The organism is Trichodesmium erythraeum IMS101 (assembly GCF_000014265.1).
Classification (GTDB): domain Bacteria; phylum Cyanobacteriota; class Cyanobacteriia; order Cyanobacteriales; family Microcoleaceae; genus Trichodesmium; species Trichodesmium erythraeum.
This window is the reverse complement of record NC_008312.1, coordinates 1,067,515-1,086,957: the sequence shown is the minus strand read 5'-3', so window position 1 is coordinate 1,086,957 and position 19,443 is coordinate 1,067,515. Positions and strand designations below refer to the sequence as shown.

Genomic DNA, 19,443 nt, shown 5'->3' with positions numbered 1-19,443 from the left:
GATCGCTCACCCTACTCTTTTACAAAGCATCTATACTTTAAGAGTTAATTTGGGAAAGTATTTACCAACAGTAAGTAATTTCTGTCTTTCAACTTCTACGCTTGAGCAGTTTTTTTTAGTGATTTTACAAAATATTCACTAACGGCAAGTAATTTCGGTCCTTCAACTTCTACCCTTGAGGAGTTTTCTCTAACAAAAACTTTCTCACCTATAAAAGAAACACTTGTTTGAGGGGGAATAGTTATCCTAATTACAGAAAAATTTTTATCGCATATAGTATCAATTTTCATTAAAACTTGAGTTTTTAATAGTTCAGTAAGTTGAAAATTTCTGATGGAGTTGATTAGTATCTCAATATATTTTTATAAGGTTTTATTCTGCTGTTTAGCTTTTCTATCAATTCCGACAATATACTTTTAATATATTTAAATTTGATGTAGATGTATCTGACTCATCTTTCTTCTGTAAAAAAAACTCTTTTATTGCTTAATTAAATAAGAACTCTTCCATTGCATTTCAAGGATTTGTTTCGTGTTTCCTGATTTAGTGCCTATTTCCCAAGCAATTCTCGACCAAGCTTTAGTGCCAAGATAAATCATACCATTACTTCTGAGTAAATGCCCAAACCCCATTCCAATTTTTGGGTACACCAGTTACCATTAAATCATCAATTCTTTCCAGATAAAGTTGAGCTGTTTTATCTGAAGAATTAACGGCTAATACTTTCTCAAAATAATCTTTAGCATCAACTAACTCTCCTACACGATAAGACTCCAAACCTAATGCAAAATCTACCTGAGTTTGTAATTTTAACTCTCGTATCTCATCAACTTCACCATCAAGAACTTCATAAACATTAATCGGTTCATCTATACCCTTAACAGATGCCCGGTCTAAAAACCTAATTTGATATTTCTGCGGATTTTTTAAATAGTTAAAAGCTGACTCAGAAATTAATAAAGAAACACCATAAAACTTAGTCAAACCTTCCAAACGAGCTGTCAAATTCACATTATTAGAAAATGCATCTCCTGACATCCGACCCTTTTCTCCAACTATGCCTACCATAATGTGACCCCAATGAATACCAATTCCAATTTTTATAGGCATCCAACCTGTAGATAATAGAAACTGATTATATTCCTGTAATCTTTTGAGTTGAGCAATAGCTGCCTCCAATGCATCATCAGCTCCATCTGGAAATACTGCCATAATACCATCTCCCAGAAATTTAATAATCAAACCGTTGCGATCGCGAATTTCTGGACAAACCTCCTTTAAATAACCATTGACAAAAGCAAAAGTTTCTTGAGAAGTCATCTGCTCAGATATAGTCGTAAAAGAGCGAATATCAGAAAAGAAAATTGCCATTTCAGTACTAACTCGATCCCCTAGTTTAACATTAATAATGCTTTCTTTTGAGAGTAACTCAACATATTCGTGGGGAACAAAACGCTCGTAAGCTTTAGTGATTTTTGATAATTTAATATGAGTTTGAATCCGGGTTAATAACTCATCTTTAGCAAAAGGTTTAGTTAAATAATCATTAGCACCAAATTGGAAACCCATAACTAAATCAGCAATTTGATTTTTAGCTGTTAACATTAACACAGGTAAACTTTGGGCCGGATATTTTTCTCTAATTTGAGAGCATACCTCATAACCAGTCATATTTGGCATCATTATATCTAGCAAAATTAAGTCAAAATTATGATTATTCTCCAAAGCCGCCAAAGCTTCTTTTCCACTTAATGCTTGGGTAACTTGATAATTATTGGCTTTGAGGTAATTGTTTAAAACTTGAATATTTATCGGTTCATCATCAACAACTAAAATATGGAAATTACCATTATTCGGGATTAGATGATTTTCATTTTTGTTAATATCTACGGATGTTTCTACTCCTTCAATAAGATTATTAACATTTTTAAGGGAGAAAGAATGCACAGGTTCTTTAGAAATATTCAGAGTAAAAGTAAACTCTGAACCAACACCAGGATTAGATTTTACCGAAATAGTACCACCGTGTAATTCAACTAATTGTTTGGTTATTGGCAAACCTAAACCCGTTCCACCATATCGACGTTCTGTAGATCCATCTCCTTGTTCAAAAGATGCAAAAATTGCCTCATGTTTATCTTCAGGGATACCAATACCAGTGTCAGAGACAGTAATTGCCATTTTTGGATTGTTCTTAAGGTCAATTAATTCTGCTGAAATCGTTATTACACCGACCTCCGTAAATTTGATAGCATTTCCCACCAAATTATGCATAATTTGCTGAATGCGATTTTCATCTGCTTCCACAGGTGGTAAATCTGATGAAATAGCATTAATAAGCTGTACATCTTTCTCCTTTAAAATAATCCGAGAAAAGGTGAGAACTACTTCAGTAACTTCTCGCATTCCTACTGAAGACATTTTTAGTTTGATGCTGTGGTGACGTAGTTTGGAAAAATCAAGAATATCATTGACCAAGTTGGCTAAACGATGTCCACTAACAACAATCATTGATAGATTCTTGTTTTGCAATTCGGAGATATTACCGGTAGCACCATCCATCATGGATTCTGCTATGCCAATTATTCCATTTAGAGGTGTACGCAGTTCATGGGATGTATTGGCTAAAAATTCATCTTTAAGTTGGTCTAAGTGTTGCAACTCTTGATTTTTTCTTTCTAGATGATTAAATGATTCTGCTAACTCTTTTGTCATTTTATTAAAAGATTCAGCTAAAATCACCAACTCTTTGAATCCTTGAATTGATACATTTTGATTAATTTCTCCATGAGAAATTGCGTAAGCTGCTGTTGATAATTTTTTAATTGATTTAGTGATCCAATTCACTATTAATAGCCCTAAACCTGAAGCTATTGCCAAAGCTAAAATACATAATCGAATAGTTGATTTAGTATTTTCGTTTATTTGTGCCATAAATTCATTTTCTGGGATGACTACTACTGTCAACCAATGAAGACCATGTTTATCCTTATAAGGTGAAACTTGCATAAATATTTTTTCACCATCTTGAATAAAATTAAGTTTTTTTGTCGTCTCAATTTGACTGAGGTTTTTGTATTGTTCTATCAAATATTGTGTTGCTGATTTTATTAGTTGATTATTACTATCTATGGCTTTTTGAAAGCCTAATTTATCTTTGTCTTCTACTACAGAACTTGCTATGAGAATACCTTTGTTATTTAAAATAAAAGCTTCTCCAGTATCACCAATTTCTATAGTTTTGAGAAATAGACTTAGTTCTTCAGAGAAGAAAATATCAACACCACATATTACTTTGAGATTGTTTTCGCGATCATATACTGGCAAAGTAGCAGTAATTGTAAGCTTTCCAGTGGCAAAGTCTTTGTAAATTTCACTCCATGTCGCTTTACCTGCAGATTCACCTGCTTGATACCAGGGACGATTTCGAGAATCAAATTTTTTAGAGCCTTGTATAACTAAATTTGTCATATTACCTTGGCTATCTAGAGCATATTCATAACGGAAAAAATTAGTTAATTCATTACTAAAAGCCAGCCACAACATATCATTTTTTCCTAACCTTTGTTCTCCCATATATTCACTTTTTTGAGGTAGTCTTGTTACTCCCATATATTCACCTTTTTCAGGACTACCACAATAAATCCATTGAATTGACTTAAACAAATTCATTTGTAGCCAAAAAAGACCTTGACCTCGGACTGGAAATATGCTCAGATTATCTTCGTTAATAGCATAAGCAGTTAATTGATTAATCTGATGAGGGATTTGTAAATAGTTATCTACTTCTCGAACGATATGAATAGCAACTTGTTTACGCAATTTACTAGCTAGGGCATTGATAGCTTTCTGTCCATTGCGAAAAGATAACCATCCCGTTAATCCGACTACAATCAAAAGCTGCAAGAGGAAAGGAATAACTAAGAAGTATGTTAAAGGTATTTCTTCTAAAAAGTTGGTTTTCTTATTTAATTGCTTGAGAGATTTTTTTGCCACGGAAAGTAATCCTGAATAATATCCAATTTTTCTGTTTTTTTACAAAACTTACGCACTAATCTTAAATTATACACTATTTTGATTTGTAGAGAATAATAGGATAACGAACCTAAAAACTATCTTTTAGAATACAATTAAGGATAATAAGGAGAGGTAGTAATTAATTATTAATTAATAATAAAATCTTTGTACTATAAGCATATTGCCTAGTGTTTTCCAGATTAAGAACCTTATAGTTTAATTTCTATAATTTAACATTACTTCTGAGTAAATGCCCAAACCCCATTCCAATTTTTGGGCACACCAGTTACCATCAAATCATCAATTCTTTCCAGATAAAGTTGAGCTGTTTTATCTGAATAATTAACGGCTAATACTTTCTCAAAATAATCTTTAGCATCAACTAACTCTCCTACACGATAAGACTCCAAACCTAATGCAAAATCTACCTGAGTTTGTAATTTTAACTCTCGTATCTCATCAACTTCACCATCAAGAACTTCATAAACATTAATCGGTTCATCTATACCCTTAACAGATGCCCGGTCTAAAAACCTAATTTGATATTTCTGCGGATTTTTTAAATAGTTAAAAGCTGACTCAGAAATTAATAAAGAAACACCATAAAACTTAGTCAAACCTTCCAAACGAGATGTCAAATTCACATTATTAGAAAATGCATCTCCTGACATCCGACCCTTTTCTCCAACTATGCCTACCATAATGTGACCCCAATGAATACCAATTCCAATTTTTATAGGCATCCAACCTGTAGATAATAGAACCTGATTATATTCCTGTAATCTTTTGAGTTGAGCAATAGCTGCCTCCAATGCATCATCAGCTCCATCTGGAAATACTGCCATAATACCATCTCCCAGAAATTTAATAATCAAACCGTTGCGATCGCGAATTTCTGGACAAACCTCCTTTAAATAACCATTCACAAAAGCAAAAGTTTCTTGAGAAGTCATCTGCTCAGATATAGTCGTAAAAGAGCGAATATCAGAAAAGAAAATTGCCATTTTAGTACTAACTCGATCCCCTAGTTTAACATTAATAATGCTTTCTTTTGAGAGTAACTCAACATATTCGTGGGGAACAAAACGCTCGTAAGCTTTAGTGATTTTTGATAATTTAATATGAGTTTGAATCCGGGTTAATAACTCATCTTTAGCAAAAGGTTTAGTTAAATAATCATTAGCACCAAATTGGAAACCCATAACTAAATCAGCAATTTGATTTTTAGCTGTTAACATTAACACAGGTAAACTTTGGGCCGGATATTTTTCTCTAATTTGAGAGCATACCTCATAACCAGACATATTTGGCATCATTACATCTAGCAAAATTAAGTCAAAATTATGATTATTCTCCAAAGCCGCCAAAGCTTCTTTTCCACTTAATGCCTGGGTAACTTGATAATTATTGGCTTTGAGGTAATTGTTTAAAACTTGAATATTTATCGGTTCATCATCAACAACTAAAACGTGGAAATCACCATTAGGTATTTTACTTCCTAGGGGTTTACTCCTGATAGTTGTTTCTATGTTCTTGATCAGATAGTGAATATTATTAACAGTAGGACTAGGAAAATTTAAAGAGGAATTAGGTACGAGTTGATTAGATATGGGTAAGGTCACGTTAAACCGGGAACCTACACCAACTTCAGACTCAACCCAAATACGACCGCCTTGGAGTTCTACTAATTCTTTGGTGACAGCCAAACCTAAACCTGTACCGCCGTATTTTCTTATAATTGAACCTTCTCCTTGTTCAAAAGATTCAAAGATACGATCTAGTTGATCAGGGGGAATACCGATACCAGTATCAGATACCATGATAATAATTTCAGTGGCTTCATCTTGATCTTCTTTAGGGGAGTAGAGGGAAGCAGAGATTTCGACTTTCCCAGATTCAGTGAATTTGATAGCATTGGCAATTAAATTATAGAGTATCTGTTGTAGACGGTTTTCATCAGCTAAAACGGGGGGTAAGTCTGTCGGTATAGCATTTGTTAATTGCAGATTTTTGTTTTTGCCAACTAATACTCTATTTAGGGTGATAACTGATTCAACGACTATCCTAACATCAATGGCTCTGACTTGTAATTCTAATTTGTGGTATCTAATTTTAGAAAAGTCGAGAATATCGTTGACGAGGTTGGAGAGACGACGAGCACTAGAAACTATTATGGCTAAGTTAGAGGTAGTTATAGAGTTTAAATTTTTAGTGTTTTCTTCTAGTAGAAATTCTCCAATACCGATAATACCATTTAGTGGGGTGCGGAGTTCGTGGGAGGTATTGGCAAGAAATTCATCTTTAAGGCGATCTAGTTCTGTGAGTTGTTTATTTTGGGCTTCTAGGGTTTCAAAGGATTTCTTGAGCTGGCTTGCCATCTGATCAAAGGAGTTGGCCAGTTCCCCTAATTCATCTTCGCGATAAATTTTGAGTTGGGTTTCCCATTTTCCTTGAGAAATTTCTTTGGCAGCAGAATTAAGTTGTAAGATAGGCTTGGTTATCCAGTTAGTGGTGACTATTCCTAATAATACGGTTATTGTCAAGGCAGCAAAACTTAATAGAATAGTAGTACGAATGTTCATATTGACTTTTTCCATGAAGTCATCTTCAGGAATAACTACTACTGCTAGCCAATTAATACCTCGTCCGTCTATTACTGGTATAACACTAGCATAGTACCATTCTTCTTCAATAGGAAAATTCATTTCGTGAGTGTGAGTAATTTCGGCAAAACTACTAAACTTTTGTTGTAGATGTTTTGTCGTCATGCTTACTATCTTATTCTCACTAGCAGTGGCGGGTAGGCGTTCTATTTTTCGATTTTCCTGAGTTCCTTTAATTACAAAAGGCTCCATAACCTCGGAAGAAGCAATTAAGTTTCCCGATCGTTCGATAATGAAACTTTGACCGTTGGGACTAATGTATAAGTTTTTGAGGAAATTTGTGAGTTTGACCAGGGTGGTTTTGTTTGAGAGAACTCCTAATAAATTCTCTGTTGAGTCAAAAATAGGTTGAACTGCGAAGATGTCGAGGGAGCTATTTTGACCAGAAAATGAGGACAAAATTGGACTCCAGGTGGGCTCGCCTAATTTTTTTGCTACTAAATACCAGGGAGTATCCCGGGGGTCGTACTCTTTGCTGTTTAAATATTGGCTAATGTTACCTTGATTATTAAGCAGATAAGTTTCGCAAAGGCTTTGGGTAGGGATTTTACAACTTTTTAGGTAAATTTCTCCTTCTGCGAAATGTTCGACGCCAATAAATTCTCCTTCTTCGTTGCCAAAGAATAAATAATCCTGTAAATCTTTTTCTTTTACGACTTCCCAAAAGTATCGCCTGAGTGCGACAAAATTATAGATGTCTAAGTTTGCACTTTCTATAGCATCATTAGTGATCCTCAGAACTTGATGAGATTGATTTAAATATCCCAAAACGTGCTGTTGAATGCGATCGCTAATTTTGTTAGTTAGCTTTTTGCCCAAATCATCAACGGTTTGTTGCCCATTCAGAAAAGCTATATATCCTAATGCTCCAAAAGCACCAAGAATTTGGATAACATAGGGTACTATTAAAATAGTTTTTAAAGAAAGCTTACTAAATATTCTACCCAGGTTTAGGGACAAAGATTTAAATGCCATGAAAGCTAATTATTTTTTTTAGTTAGTATATTTCTCTGTTGATTAGGAACTGTTAATCAGTGAGTGAGTTAACATCAGGAGCATTTTGAATTAAAAGTTAACGTTAATTAATTCTAACAACTTAACTACTGGGTTTATATAGTTAGGCGATGATTATTAAACTTCCACCCATCTGCATCTAAAACTTTTGAGCAATAAGGCTAAATTTTTGGGCACATATCAAAGTCATCTCTGAGAAAATATCTGTAAATAAAATATTAAATCTTGGCTTTAGGTAAGTTAGCCACAGATCTCCCCATTTTAAAATTAATAATCTCTATGATGAGCCATAACCTAATGAAACTTAGACTTCAGAGTAGATATTTGCAGTAGATCTTAAGACTTATTTTGTAGATATTTTCTTAAATAATTTAACCCTAAATATGCTACTGCCCTACAATTTAACTATAAAAGCTTTGTTTGACAAAAATTAACAACTATGATAGACCAAAAAAAACCTCCTCAATCTATTGACTTTTAAATTTTAAGTTTTATTTCTTTAAGTTTAATAAACTTTTAAAAAATCTGTCTTTGACATCAATAATCAAGTAAGTGTTATGTAAGAATGCTTATTAGTTTTGCCCACTTAGTAAAGAAATGTAAAGTAACCATAAGTTATGGAAACACTTTATCAATATGCCTGGCTAATTCCAGTACTGCCGCTACTGGGAGCAACCTTAGTTGGCTTTGGCCTAATTTCCTATAGCCGAGCCACAAGTAATTTACGACAGGGAGCCGCAATATTTATTGTCTCTCTGTTGGGAACTGCAATGGTTTTATCCTTTGCATTGCTCTGGAGCCAAATAAATGGCCATGAAATCTATACCCAAATGTTTGAGTGGGCAGCAGCAGGTGACTTCAAGCTCAGTATGGGCTACACCATCGATCACTTGACTGCCCTCATGTTAGTCATAGTCACTACCGTTGCCTTCTTGGTAATGGTCTACACAGATGGCTACATGGCTCACGATCCTGGATATGTACGCTTTTACGCTTACTTGAGCTTATTTAGCTCCTCAATGTTAGGTCTAGTAATTTCTCCAAACCTAGTCCAAATTTATATTTTCTGGGAACTTGTTGGTGTATCCTCATACCTACTAATTGGTTTCTGGTACGACCGTAAAGCAGCAGCAGAAGCCTGTCAAAAAGCTTTTGTTGTCAACCGTGTCGGTGACTTTGGTTTACTCCTGGGAATGCTAGGAATTTACTGGGCCACTGGTACCTTTGAATTTGAGGCTATGGGTCTTCGCTTGGAGCAACTAGTAGAAACAGGAGCCCTAAGCATTGGTTTAGCTACCCTTTTCGGTGTCTTAGTTTTCCTAGGACCTGTAGCTAAGTCAGCCCAATTCCCACTGCATGTTTGGTTGCCCGACGCAATGGAAGGCCCGACTCCAATTTCTGCCCTGATCCACGCAGCAACGATGGTAGCTGCTGGAGTATTCCTAATTGCCCGGATGTATCCAGTATTTGAACATCTGCCAGTGGTAATGGATATTATCGCTTGGACGGGAGCCTTTACAGCTTTTCTGGGGGCAACGATCGCTATTACTCAAAATGATATTAAAAAAGGTCTGGCCTATTCGACTATTTCCCAGTTGGGCTACATGGTAATGGCAATGGGTGTGGGTGCTTATAGCGCTGGACTATTTCACCTAATGACCCATGCTTATTTCAAAGCTATGCTGTTCCTCTGTTCTGGTTCTGTAATTCATGGAATGGAGGCAGTGGTTGGCCATAATCCAGTTTTGGCTCAAGATATGCGGTTAATGGGTGGACTCAGGAAATATATGCCTATTACCTCTACTTGCTTTTTAATTGGTACTGTGGCAATTTGTGGTATCCCTCCCTTTGCAGGTTTTTGGTCAAAAGATGAAATTTTAGGCAGTGCCTTTGGAGCAAACCCAGCTTTATGGTTCATTGGTTGGGCAACTGCTGGCATGACTGCTTTTTATATGTTCCGTATGTATTTCTCTACTTTTGAAGGAGAATTTAGGGGTAATAACACAAAAATTAAGGATCAATTATTGCTGGCAAATGCTGCACCCCTGATGGAACTTAGCCCTGGGGCTATAGCTCCCAAAGAGTTGGAAAATGGCCATGATAGCCATGACCACGACCATGATCATAGCCACTCTCCCCATGAGTCTCCTGTGAGCATGACTCTACCATTAATGGTTTTGGCAATTCCTTCGATGGTTATTGGTTTATTGGGAACACCTTTTGCTAATTATTTTGAACAGTTTATTTATGCTCCTGGAGAGTCTTTGGCACAAGTCCTGGAGGAGTTGGCAGAGTTTGAGCTTAATGAATTTTTGATTATGGCGGGTAACTCTGTTGGTATTGCTTTAATTGGTATTACCTTTGCTTCACTTATGTATTTGAGTCATAAAATTGACCCAGATGCGATCGCTAAAAAAATCCCATCTCTCTACAACTTTTCCCTCAACAAATGGTATCTAGATAATATCAACGATTTTCTATTTGTTAAAGGTAGTCGTCGTCTAGCACGGCAAGTTTTGGAAGTGGACTACAAGATAGTTGATGGAGCTGTTAACTTGACAGGCTTTATTACCCTATTGAGTGGGGAAGGTTTGAAGTATTTAGAAAATGGTCGAGCTCAGTTTTATGCCTTAATTGTATTTGTGGCAGTTTTGGGCTTCGTTGTTTTCTCTGGTGCCTAGTTAATTATCATTGACTAGTAGTTTTCCTAGTGATATTTGGTGGAATACTTTTTTTGTTAATTTCCTGTTTATAGGGAACATTTCAAATTTAGTAGTGTCGCTACAATTCAATATTGTAGGGTTTGGCTCAAACAACCCCTACAATACTTGAATTCTTTACTAAGACTGATGATAATATTTTAGCAGCTATTGGAAAACTATTACGTCTTTTTCCCTTTACCCAATTTTCCTTTTTCTGGAATAAGCCCTTGAAAACCTCTCTACCTCTAGGAGAGAGGTTTGAAAAAATATTTTTTATCTTCCTATTTCCCAAAATAAGGAGATTTTATCTGACCTCTGAGTCATAGGTGATACTCAGGAACTAATACTATTGCACATAAGTCAAAGTTTAAAATTCTCAAGTCAAAATTTTGACAATAAAGTAATTTAAAGAAATTATTTGAAATTTTAAGTTGGAAACTATTTCTGATATCTTGAAAATGATTTCCTATTAAGATAGCAAGAGTAAATTTACAGCTAATTTCTGATTTATGATCCATAGCTATATTTGGTGAAAATAATGTAGTGCAGGCATCTTGCCCGCGTAGCTGTACCTCATAATAACTGAATATGCTGTAATAGCATTAGAAATAGGACAACTACCCTCATTATTTATTCTAGGATATTTTTGAATTGATTTAATAGTGATTTAACATTTATGATGACTAATTTTCCTTGGCTAACTACAATTATCCTATTTCCAATAGTTGCATCTTTGCTACTTCCGATCATTCCTGATAAAGACGGCAAAACGGTGCGATGGTACTCCTTAATAGTTGGATTAATTGATTTTGCTATTATTATTGCTGCTTTCTGCACAGGATATGATGTTAATAACCCTGAACTTCAACTGGTAGAAAGTTACCCTTGGGTACCTCAGCTAGATTTAAATTGGTCAGTGGGGGCGGATGGTTTATCTATGCCATTAATTATCCTAACTGGCTTTATCACGACTCTAGCAATTATGGCAGCATGGCCTGTAAGTTTTAAGCCGAAGCTATTTTACTTTTTGATGTTGGCAATGTACGGCGGTCAAATTGCTGTATTTGCTGTACAAGATATGTTGCTATTTTTCCTGGTTTGGGAATTAGAATTAGTGCCTGTTTACCTAATTCTTTCCATCTGGGGTGGTAAACGCCGGCTATATGCGGCAACTAAGTTTATCCTCTACACAGCGGGTGGCTCATTGTTTATTTTGATTGCGGCTTTAACAATGGCCTTCTATGGGGATACTGTTAGTTTTGATATGAGGACGATCGCTCTCAAAGATTATGCTTTCAATTTGCAACTGTTGTTATATGCAGCTTTCTTAATTGCTTATGCTGTGAAGTTGCCTATTTTCCCACTACACACCTGGTTACCTGATGCCCACGGGGAGGCAACGGCACCTGCTCATATGTTGCTGGCTGGAATTTTGCTGAAAATGGGTGGTTATGCTTTACTGCGGATGAATGCGGGAATGTTACCTGATGCTCATGCGGTCTTTGCTCCGGTGTTGGTAATTTTGGGGGTTGTAAATATTGTTTATGCTGCTTTGACGTCTTTTGCTCAACGAAACCTGAAGCGGAAAATTGCCTACTCTTCTATTTCTCACATGGGGTTTGTGTTAATAGGTATGGCTTCTTTTACTGATATTGGTTTGAGTGGAGCTGTGCTGCAAATGATTTCCCATGGTTTGATAGGGGCGAGTTTGTTCTTTTTGGTGGGAGCTACTTATGACCGGACTCATACTTTGATTTTGGATGAAATGGGTGGTGTCGGTCAGAAGATGAAAAAGGTGTTCGCTATGTGGACGACTTGTTCTATGGCTTCTTTGGCTTTGCCCGGAATGAGTGGGTTTGTGGCTGAGGTTATGGTGTTTATTGGTTTTGCTACCAGTGATGCTTATAGTTCAACTTTTAAGGTTTTAGTGATTTTCTTGTCTGCAGTTGGGGTAATTTTGACTCCTATTTATCTGTTGTCAATGTTGCGGGAGATTTTATATGGTCCTGAGAATAAGAAGTTGGTTGAACACGAGGTTCTCAAGGACGCGGAACCCCGGGAAGTGTTTATTATTGGTTGTTTGTTAGTGCCAATAATTGGTATAGGCTTGTATCCTAAAATTGTGACTCAGATATATGATGCGACGACTGTACAGTTAACAGCGCGGTTACGAGATTCTGTGCCTGTGTTGATGGGGCCTGAAAAAGTGGCGTTAACAGATGTGTCTGAGTTGCCGACCCGTGCCCCTGAGATTAAATAATATGACAGTTAAATTTTGACGGGTTTTCCTCCACGGTAGACCACAGTAGATTTTCTATGAGTAGGGATGTTCTATGTAACGTCCCTACAATTTTTTGGTTCTATTTATGAGCCCGGTTTCTCAGAATACTCCCCAACCAGAAAAGGTGATTTTGAAATCACAATTAAACTTTATTTGAGATTTTTGACTCTGCCATTAACTTCGGCCAAACTATTAGGAAAAATCCCATCCAAGTCAATATAGGAATAGAAATAATTACTGTTAACCAAATGGTTCTAAATATTAACCAACTACTACTAATAATAGTAATTCCTGTCAAAAGTATTGACCAAGGTTGGCACCACCAAGGTTTATAATTCCACGGGTTAAACTTTTCTGTTTCAACTGATTTGTTCATGGTCAATAATACTATTTTTCTTAAGCTCTGAAATTATTAACTATTTATAATAGCTAATATCAAATCTATTTAATTATGCAAATTTTATTAAATTCTCTTTTCCCCGAAAACCGAAAACCGAAAACCTAATACCTAAAACCTAACACCTAATTAATAATATTAATACTCAAATTATAATCAGTCCGACCGCTTCCGACTGGGAAAACTTTCAAATAATAAACACCAGGATCTAGAATAACTTGAATTTTCTCTGTTGCAAAACCCTCCTTATTTGACTGGTTAAGTAGACTCCCATCTTTATCATACAATTTAATTCCCAGATCCTGCACAAAACTATCTACAAAAACACTGACTAAACCTTCTTTTTCTACCTCAAAAGAGAAATAATCTTCTGTATTACGGTCGACCGGTCCAGTTGCAAACCCAATATCATCAACCCTGGAAGTTTGTTCTGAAGACAGAATTCCTAGATCTACAGGGTTTTTAATATCCTCTGGCGCTGAGTTGTTTTGAATAATACCGACTGCTTTGGCATCTGATAACTTACCATTTTTAGCGCCGCTGAGTTTCACTTGAAATTTCTCATCCTTTTCATCAACAGTATCTCCCAAAATACTAACATTTACTGTCTTTTTGGTCTCCCCTGGTTGGAATTTCAGGACTCCCTTTTTCTTCAGATAATCTTTTCCTGACTTCGCGCTACCGTCAACGGTCTCATAATTAACTTTCACTACTTCACTGCTACTATTATCTAACTTGACCTCAAACTTCATGTTTTTCTCTCCCTGTTGTCCTTCAGTAATTTTGGCATCCCTGATGGATATTTGGGTTTCGTCGTTATCAATAATTCTGCCGACGGCTGTTTTATCTGACAACTTACCATTTCTGGCACGGCTGAGTTTGACTTGAAACTGCTCGTTATTTTCATCAACCCGATCTCCCACAATGGGAATATTCACTATCTTTTTCCTCTGCCCTGGTTGGAATGTCACCACTCCCCTTTTATTTTGAAAATCTTTTCCTGACTTGGCGCTGCCATCTACTGTGGCGTAATTTACCCTCACTGTTTTCGTGCTCGGGTTGTTGAGCTCGACTTCAAACTTCATCTGTTTCTTACCCCTGTTTCCTTCCGTGACTTTGGCATCCCTGATGGATATTTGGGGTAATGTTTCGTCGTTATCAATAATTCTGCCGACTGCTGTTTTATCTGACAATTTTCCATTTCTGGCACGGCTGAGTTTGACTTGAAACTCCTCGTTATTTTCATCAACCCGATCTCCCAAAATGGGAATGTTCACTATTTTTTTGGTCTGCCCTGGTTGGAATGTCAGGACTCCCCTTTTATTTCGAAAATCTTTTCCTGACTTGGCGCTGCCCTCTTGGGTTCCATAATTTACTCTCACTGTTTTCCCGCTGGGGTTGTTTAATTTGACTTCAAATTCTATGTTTTTCTGACCTCGGTTTCCTTCGGTAACTTTGGCATCGCCGATGGATATTTGGGGAACTGGGTCGTTATCAACGATGGTACCTGTAGCTTCCCCATCTTTGATGTTGGCATTTTGGGGGCTGCTCAGAGCGACTCGGAATTTTTCCTGGGGTTCGTCTCGGTTATCTCCCAAGATGGGAACTGTGATGTTTTTGTTCGTTTCTCCTGGTTGGAAGGTCAGGGTACCTTTGGTGAGTTTGTAGTCTTGGTTGACTTTTGCGGTTTGGTTGGCTGTGGTGTAGTTGACTTTGACTGTGGTGGTTGTGGGGTTGTCTAGGGTGACCGTGAATTTGGCGGTTTTATTTGTGTTGCCTTCGGTGAGCTTGGTGTCGGAGATGGTGATGTTGGGGATGATGGTTATGGGGGTTTTGTTGATGAGGATGGATACGTTGTGTGAATTGAAGTTCGCCACAGCCAGATCAGGAATGCCGTCTCCATTTAAATCTTCTGCTGCTACTGATATAGGTCCGTCTCCCACCGGAAAATTAGTAGCTGAACCAAAACTACCGTCACCTTTTCCTGATAACACTGATACGTTGTCTGAACCGATGTTCGCCACAGCCAGATCAGGAATGCCATCTCCATTTAAATCTTCTGCTGCTACTGACCAAGGTCGGTCTCCCACCGGAAAATTAGTAGCTGAACCAAAACTACCGTCACCTTTTCCTGATAACACTGATACGTTGTCTGAAGAAAAGTTCGCCACAGCCAGATCAGGAATGCCGTCTCCATTTAAATCTTCTGCTGCTACTGACCAAGGTCCGTTTCCCACCGGAAAACTAGTAGCTGAACCAAAACTACCGTCACCTTTTCCTGATAACACTGATACGTTGTCTGACCAGAGGTTCGCCACAAACCTGTTCGCCACAGCCAGATCAGGAATGCCATCTCCATTAAAATCTCCTACTGCTACTGAGAATGGTCCGTCTCCCACCGGAAAACTAGTAGCTGAACCAAAACTACCGTCACCTTTTCCTGATAACACTGATACGTTGTCTGACCCGTCGTTCGCCACAGCCAGATCAGGAATGCCATCTCCATTAAAATCTCCTACTGCTACTGAGATAGGTCCGTCTCCCACCGGAAAATTAGTAGCTGAACCAAAACTACCGTCACCTTTTCCTGATAACACTGATACGTTGTCTGACCAGAGGTTCGCCACAGCCAGATCAGGAATGCCATCTCCATTAAAATCTCCTACTGCTACTGAGATAGGTCCGTCTCCCACCGGAAAATTAGTAGCTGAACCAAAACTACCGTCACCTTTTCCTGATAACACTGATACGTTGTCTGAAGAAAAGTTCGCCACAGCCAGATCAGGAATGCCATCTCCATTAAAATCTCCTACTGCTACTGACCTAGCTATGTCTCCCACCTTAAAATTACGAGCCTTCTCAAAATCAACCTTTTCACTAGCCTCAACCTCAACCTCAACACCCCCGACCCAAATATCTACCCGATCATCCTGACCCCGAAGCATCATCACCTGAAACTGAGTCAACTCCTCACCCCTCACCAAAGCAGCCAATAACTCACCCTCATCTCCAGGGGAGTCCGACTCAGACAACTGAGAGTCCAAAAAATGCCCCAACTCCTCCAACAGCACATCCACCAAAACCCCATCAGTATCAGGCAATAAAGAATCAGCCAAATAAATTGAACCAGTCAAAGGATCATAGGCACCCACCGCCGGCTCCATATCCGCCGCCGGCAACATAATAACCTCGGGCAAATTTTCCCCAGTCAAAACATCCTTTATCTGCTCCTTTGCCAGCTCCGGGTCCACAGTTTCACCAAAAGCCGTTTTAATATAGTCATCGAACTCCGGGGCCAAGATAAAATCAGCCAACTCGTCACGAACCTCACCCCAGGCACCTTGTATCATCGGGTCTGTAACCTCAGGGTTAGAGTAGTCAGCCCCAGGGAGATAGTGGACACTTGGGAATGGGTCATCCGGAAACTCAGGCTCCGATGAATTATTTTCTTCAAAGGGTTCAGTCATAGTATTAAATTAAATTGGCAGCAAACCTGAAATAATATTATAGTACTTTTTAGGAAAATTTCCAAGCCAAAAGTCAAAAAATATAAGTCAAAAGGGAGAAGCCCCCCCTAACCACTCCCAGGAAGGGACTAACAACACCTTTCAAATTAATCAACTACATCCCCATAACCAAAACCTTGTAGGGACCTGGCATCACAAAAATGGAAAAGTTCCCACTGTAGTCTATCCAGATGAAAACCGCTATAGGACTTAGGACCAGGGAACTTGGGAGTATCTAGCTCTGTTACTGACCAGGCAAAAATAAGAACTCAGAAGAAAGTCAAGCCAAAAATTATCATAAATTTAGCGATCGCCTCACATCATCTTCTGTTAAATAGTCACAGCTAACTTCGGAGCAACCATGTATAGCTGTATTTAGTAAAAACCATATCGTGGGGGCATCTTCCCCCGGTAAAGGTACCTCATAAACCTGAAATTAGCTGAGTATTAAAAGCTTATACTCAATAATTGAGCAAGAAAGCCTGTTCAGGACCCTTGCCCTACCAAAAATTATTCATCAAAATGATAAAAAATCTCCACAGGGGAGGAGTAAAATGCTTACAAATTGAAGCGTTTAGTAACTTGTTTAATTATACCACTAAGAATAGCACCCCCCATTAAAATTCCAATAGCCGGAGTAAAAACTGGTTCCCACAGTCTATGCCAAAGGTCAAGACCTAAAGACACCCCAGAATAACGACCAATAACAGCGATCGCGAACCAAGCAAAAGCAATGATCACTAAAAATACATCTATTACCAAAAATGTATCTAACCAGTTAACTAATTTTTCTCTCATGTGAAAATTTATATCTAAAAGCAAACTCAGTCATTAATATAGTACAACTAAAGACCATAGGCAAAGAAAGAACACTGAACCTAGGAGAAACTTCAATCATTCAGTAATTAACACCCTACAAATAAGCATCAGTTCAAATCAAAAGTATTAGTTGTAGAAAAGCTTGACTTTAATATCCTCGTGCTTGTTTGTAGGGTGATATTATTAATTGTAGGCAGTCCTCGAAGCCCTTAAGATATTTACTGACATTAGTTGTAATTTTGATCAACAAACCAAGTATCAGCTTTTGAGCCTTTAAAACCCACATAACACAAACTAGAATTTTTGAGCAACCATAGTAGAGTTCAGGAACAGACAACTCTTGCTCCTACCTCCTAATTAACTGAATAATTAACCTAATACAATTCAGATCAGAGCAAAAATATTATGGCATGGAAGTATTAGATACAAAACTTAATCCGACCATGAGGTATATATTTAACAAGTATGGTATCTGTGTTATAAAAGTTATACTATTAAAACTTGTATATCGTTTATCCAACATAAGCTGTAAGCTTTTCAGTGACATACAAGCGCCAAAAAAAACCTTAACTCAACCGTGTTGTTCTAGAATATTTGTTTCTAGTCTGACCTCCTATCCTGTGCTACCTAAAAATACTTTTTGAGCAAGCCATAAATTATTGGTATATATCTATTCTGTAGGTTATACTCTCAAAAAGAATATTTAACTGAGCCATATTCCCCTAAGATTCGTATAACTCCGTAAAAACACTGATTCAGCAAACCCTAATGAATTTTTTGGTTATATTGATTATATTTGTATTATACTATCCAGAATAATATTTAACTGAACTGTATGTTTTATGGTTCCTGTTTTTCCTATTATTCCCTATTGGCTACTCCATAAAAATACTTTTTCGGTAAACCCTAATTAATTTTGCTGTATATTAATTATGTTTATACCATTACGTTTACATTTAGTCAGATTATGGTTAGTTATACCTTGGCTCAAAATCCAGATACAATCATAACTGTTAGGGGTAAAGATTCAGACAGGGCCCGTCAAAAAGCTATGGATAAGCTTGTAGAAATGATGGACTCTGGTGAAATACCAACAGAGTTAGAAAATGGATTTAGTCCGGAACAGTTTATTGAGGTCAAAGAATCAAAAGAAGTAACCAAAGAGATTATTTCTGAGGAGGAAGATGCTGTTGCTCAAGCAGTACAGACGCTTAGTGATTTTGCTGCACTTAAGATTAAAGTTGTAGAATCTCGAGAAGAAGCATTAAAGATTCTGTCTGCAATTGAGGTACTATTTACAGATGAAACTGTAACAGTTGAGGAAATTGCTAACCTTAGGGATGGTTTTAAGATACTAAAAACTTTTGCTGTAGCTAATTTACGTTACAGGGAAGCAAGAGATAAAGCACAAAAAGCTCGTGTTATCCTTGATCAAGCATTCAGTTGTGCGGAGTCAGAATTAAACCATCTTTCTAGATCCAGAAAGTAGCTCCCAAACAGATTTTGATTCCCAATTTATTAAATGTCTCTATCTGTAAATATTTACTGTATTAGTCTAGTATAAATTTAGTAATCAAAAGTGTTGCTGCTTATAAGGGTAGTATAGCTAAGGGTGATGTAATTATAGTTTCCTGTAATAAACTTATAAAATTCCTCAACCATCACCCTACTAAAAGTTACCACGGAACTTTAATTCAGTTACTTAACTTATCAGTTATCCGTTAGTCTTCTAGAGGAAAAACTAAGCTAACAGTATCTTATCTACTGTTACAGCGACAGCCTAGAAAAACTAAAGTTGATTGTTTTAAAGTTAATAAATTGAGATTTGAAACATGAAAAAAATATATTAACTACTTATCAAAAAGCCTATGCTCTATCTATACCTCTGCTAAATCATTAAATTAATAACAACCCTGAAATATTCAAATGTTTCAAGGTTGAGTCAAAAAAATTAATAGAAAATTGACACTCAACACTACGAGAATTGAGTTTTCTATACAATAAAATTGTGATTTGAATCATTGAAAATAACTGAAATATCTCA

Annotated in this window: 9 protein-coding genes; 3 read left to right on the top strand and 6 right to left on the bottom strand. The window is 37.0% G+C overall.

Annotated features, from left to right (window positions below):
- Positions 1-95: 95 nt before the first annotated feature.
- From TERY_RS03155 to TERY_RS03145, 3 genes are all read right to left on the bottom strand, one after another.
- Positions 96-290, bottom strand: a complete 195-nt coding sequence (locus tag TERY_RS03155; protein WP_011610495.1) for a hypothetical protein — start codon at positions 288-290, stop codon at positions 96-98.
- Positions 291-603: 313 nt separating this feature from the next.
- Positions 604-3,996, bottom strand: a complete 3,393-nt coding sequence (locus tag TERY_RS03150; RefSeq protein WP_011610494.1) for a response regulator — start codon at positions 3,994-3,996, stop codon at positions 604-606.
- Positions 3,997-4,253: 257 nt separating this feature from the next.
- Positions 4,254-7,655, bottom strand: coding sequence for a response regulator (locus TERY_RS03145; protein WP_011610493.1), 3,402 nt, complete (start codon positions 7,653-7,655; stop codon positions 4,254-4,256).
- Between the two features lie 656 nt (positions 7,656-8,311).
- Here TERY_RS03145 and TERY_RS03140 point away from each other — a divergent pair.
- Both TERY_RS03140 and TERY_RS03130 read left to right on the top strand, forming a co-directional pair.
- Positions 8,312-10,375, top strand: coding sequence for an NAD(P)H-quinone oxidoreductase subunit 5 (locus tag TERY_RS03140; RefSeq protein WP_011610492.1), 2,064 nt, complete (start codon positions 8,312-8,314; stop codon positions 10,373-10,375).
- A gap of 700 nt (positions 10,376-11,075) precedes the next feature.
- The gene (locus tag TERY_RS03130; protein ID WP_196797287.1) at positions 11,076-12,656 is read left to right on the top strand and encodes an NAD(P)H-quinone oxidoreductase subunit 4; all 1,581 of its coding nucleotides are present in this window, start codon (positions 11,076-11,078) and stop codon (positions 12,654-12,656) included.
- A 163-nt stretch (positions 12,657-12,819) separates the two neighbouring features.
- On the opposite strand, the gene TERY_RS03125 is transcribed toward TERY_RS03130, so the two are convergent.
- The 3 genes from TERY_RS03125 to TERY_RS03115 form a co-directional block, all read right to left on the bottom strand.
- On the bottom strand, positions 12,820-13,053 hold the full coding sequence (locus tag TERY_RS03125) for a DUF6737 family protein (RefSeq protein ID WP_011610490.1): 234 nt from the start codon (positions 13,051-13,053) through the stop codon (positions 12,820-12,822).
- A gap of 146 nt (positions 13,054-13,199) precedes the next feature.
- The gene (locus TERY_RS24685; protein ID WP_011610489.1) at positions 13,200-16,541 is read right to left on the bottom strand and encodes a Calx-beta domain-containing protein; all 3,342 of its coding nucleotides are present in this window, start codon (positions 16,539-16,541) and stop codon (positions 13,200-13,202) included.
- 597 nt (positions 16,542-17,138) lie between these two features.
- Positions 17,139-17,378, bottom strand: coding sequence for a hypothetical protein (locus TERY_RS03115; protein ID WP_011610488.1), 240 nt, complete (start codon positions 17,376-17,378; stop codon positions 17,139-17,141).
- A 988-nt stretch (positions 17,379-18,366) separates the two neighbouring features.
- Here TERY_RS03115 and TERY_RS03110 point away from each other — a divergent pair.
- Positions 18,367-18,888 carry a hypothetical protein gene (locus TERY_RS03110; protein WP_011610487.1) on the top strand — a complete coding sequence of 174 codons (522 nt, stop codon included), beginning with the start codon at positions 18,367-18,369 and terminating at the stop codon, positions 18,886-18,888.
- The last annotated feature ends 555 nt before the right edge of the window (positions 18,889-19,443 follow it).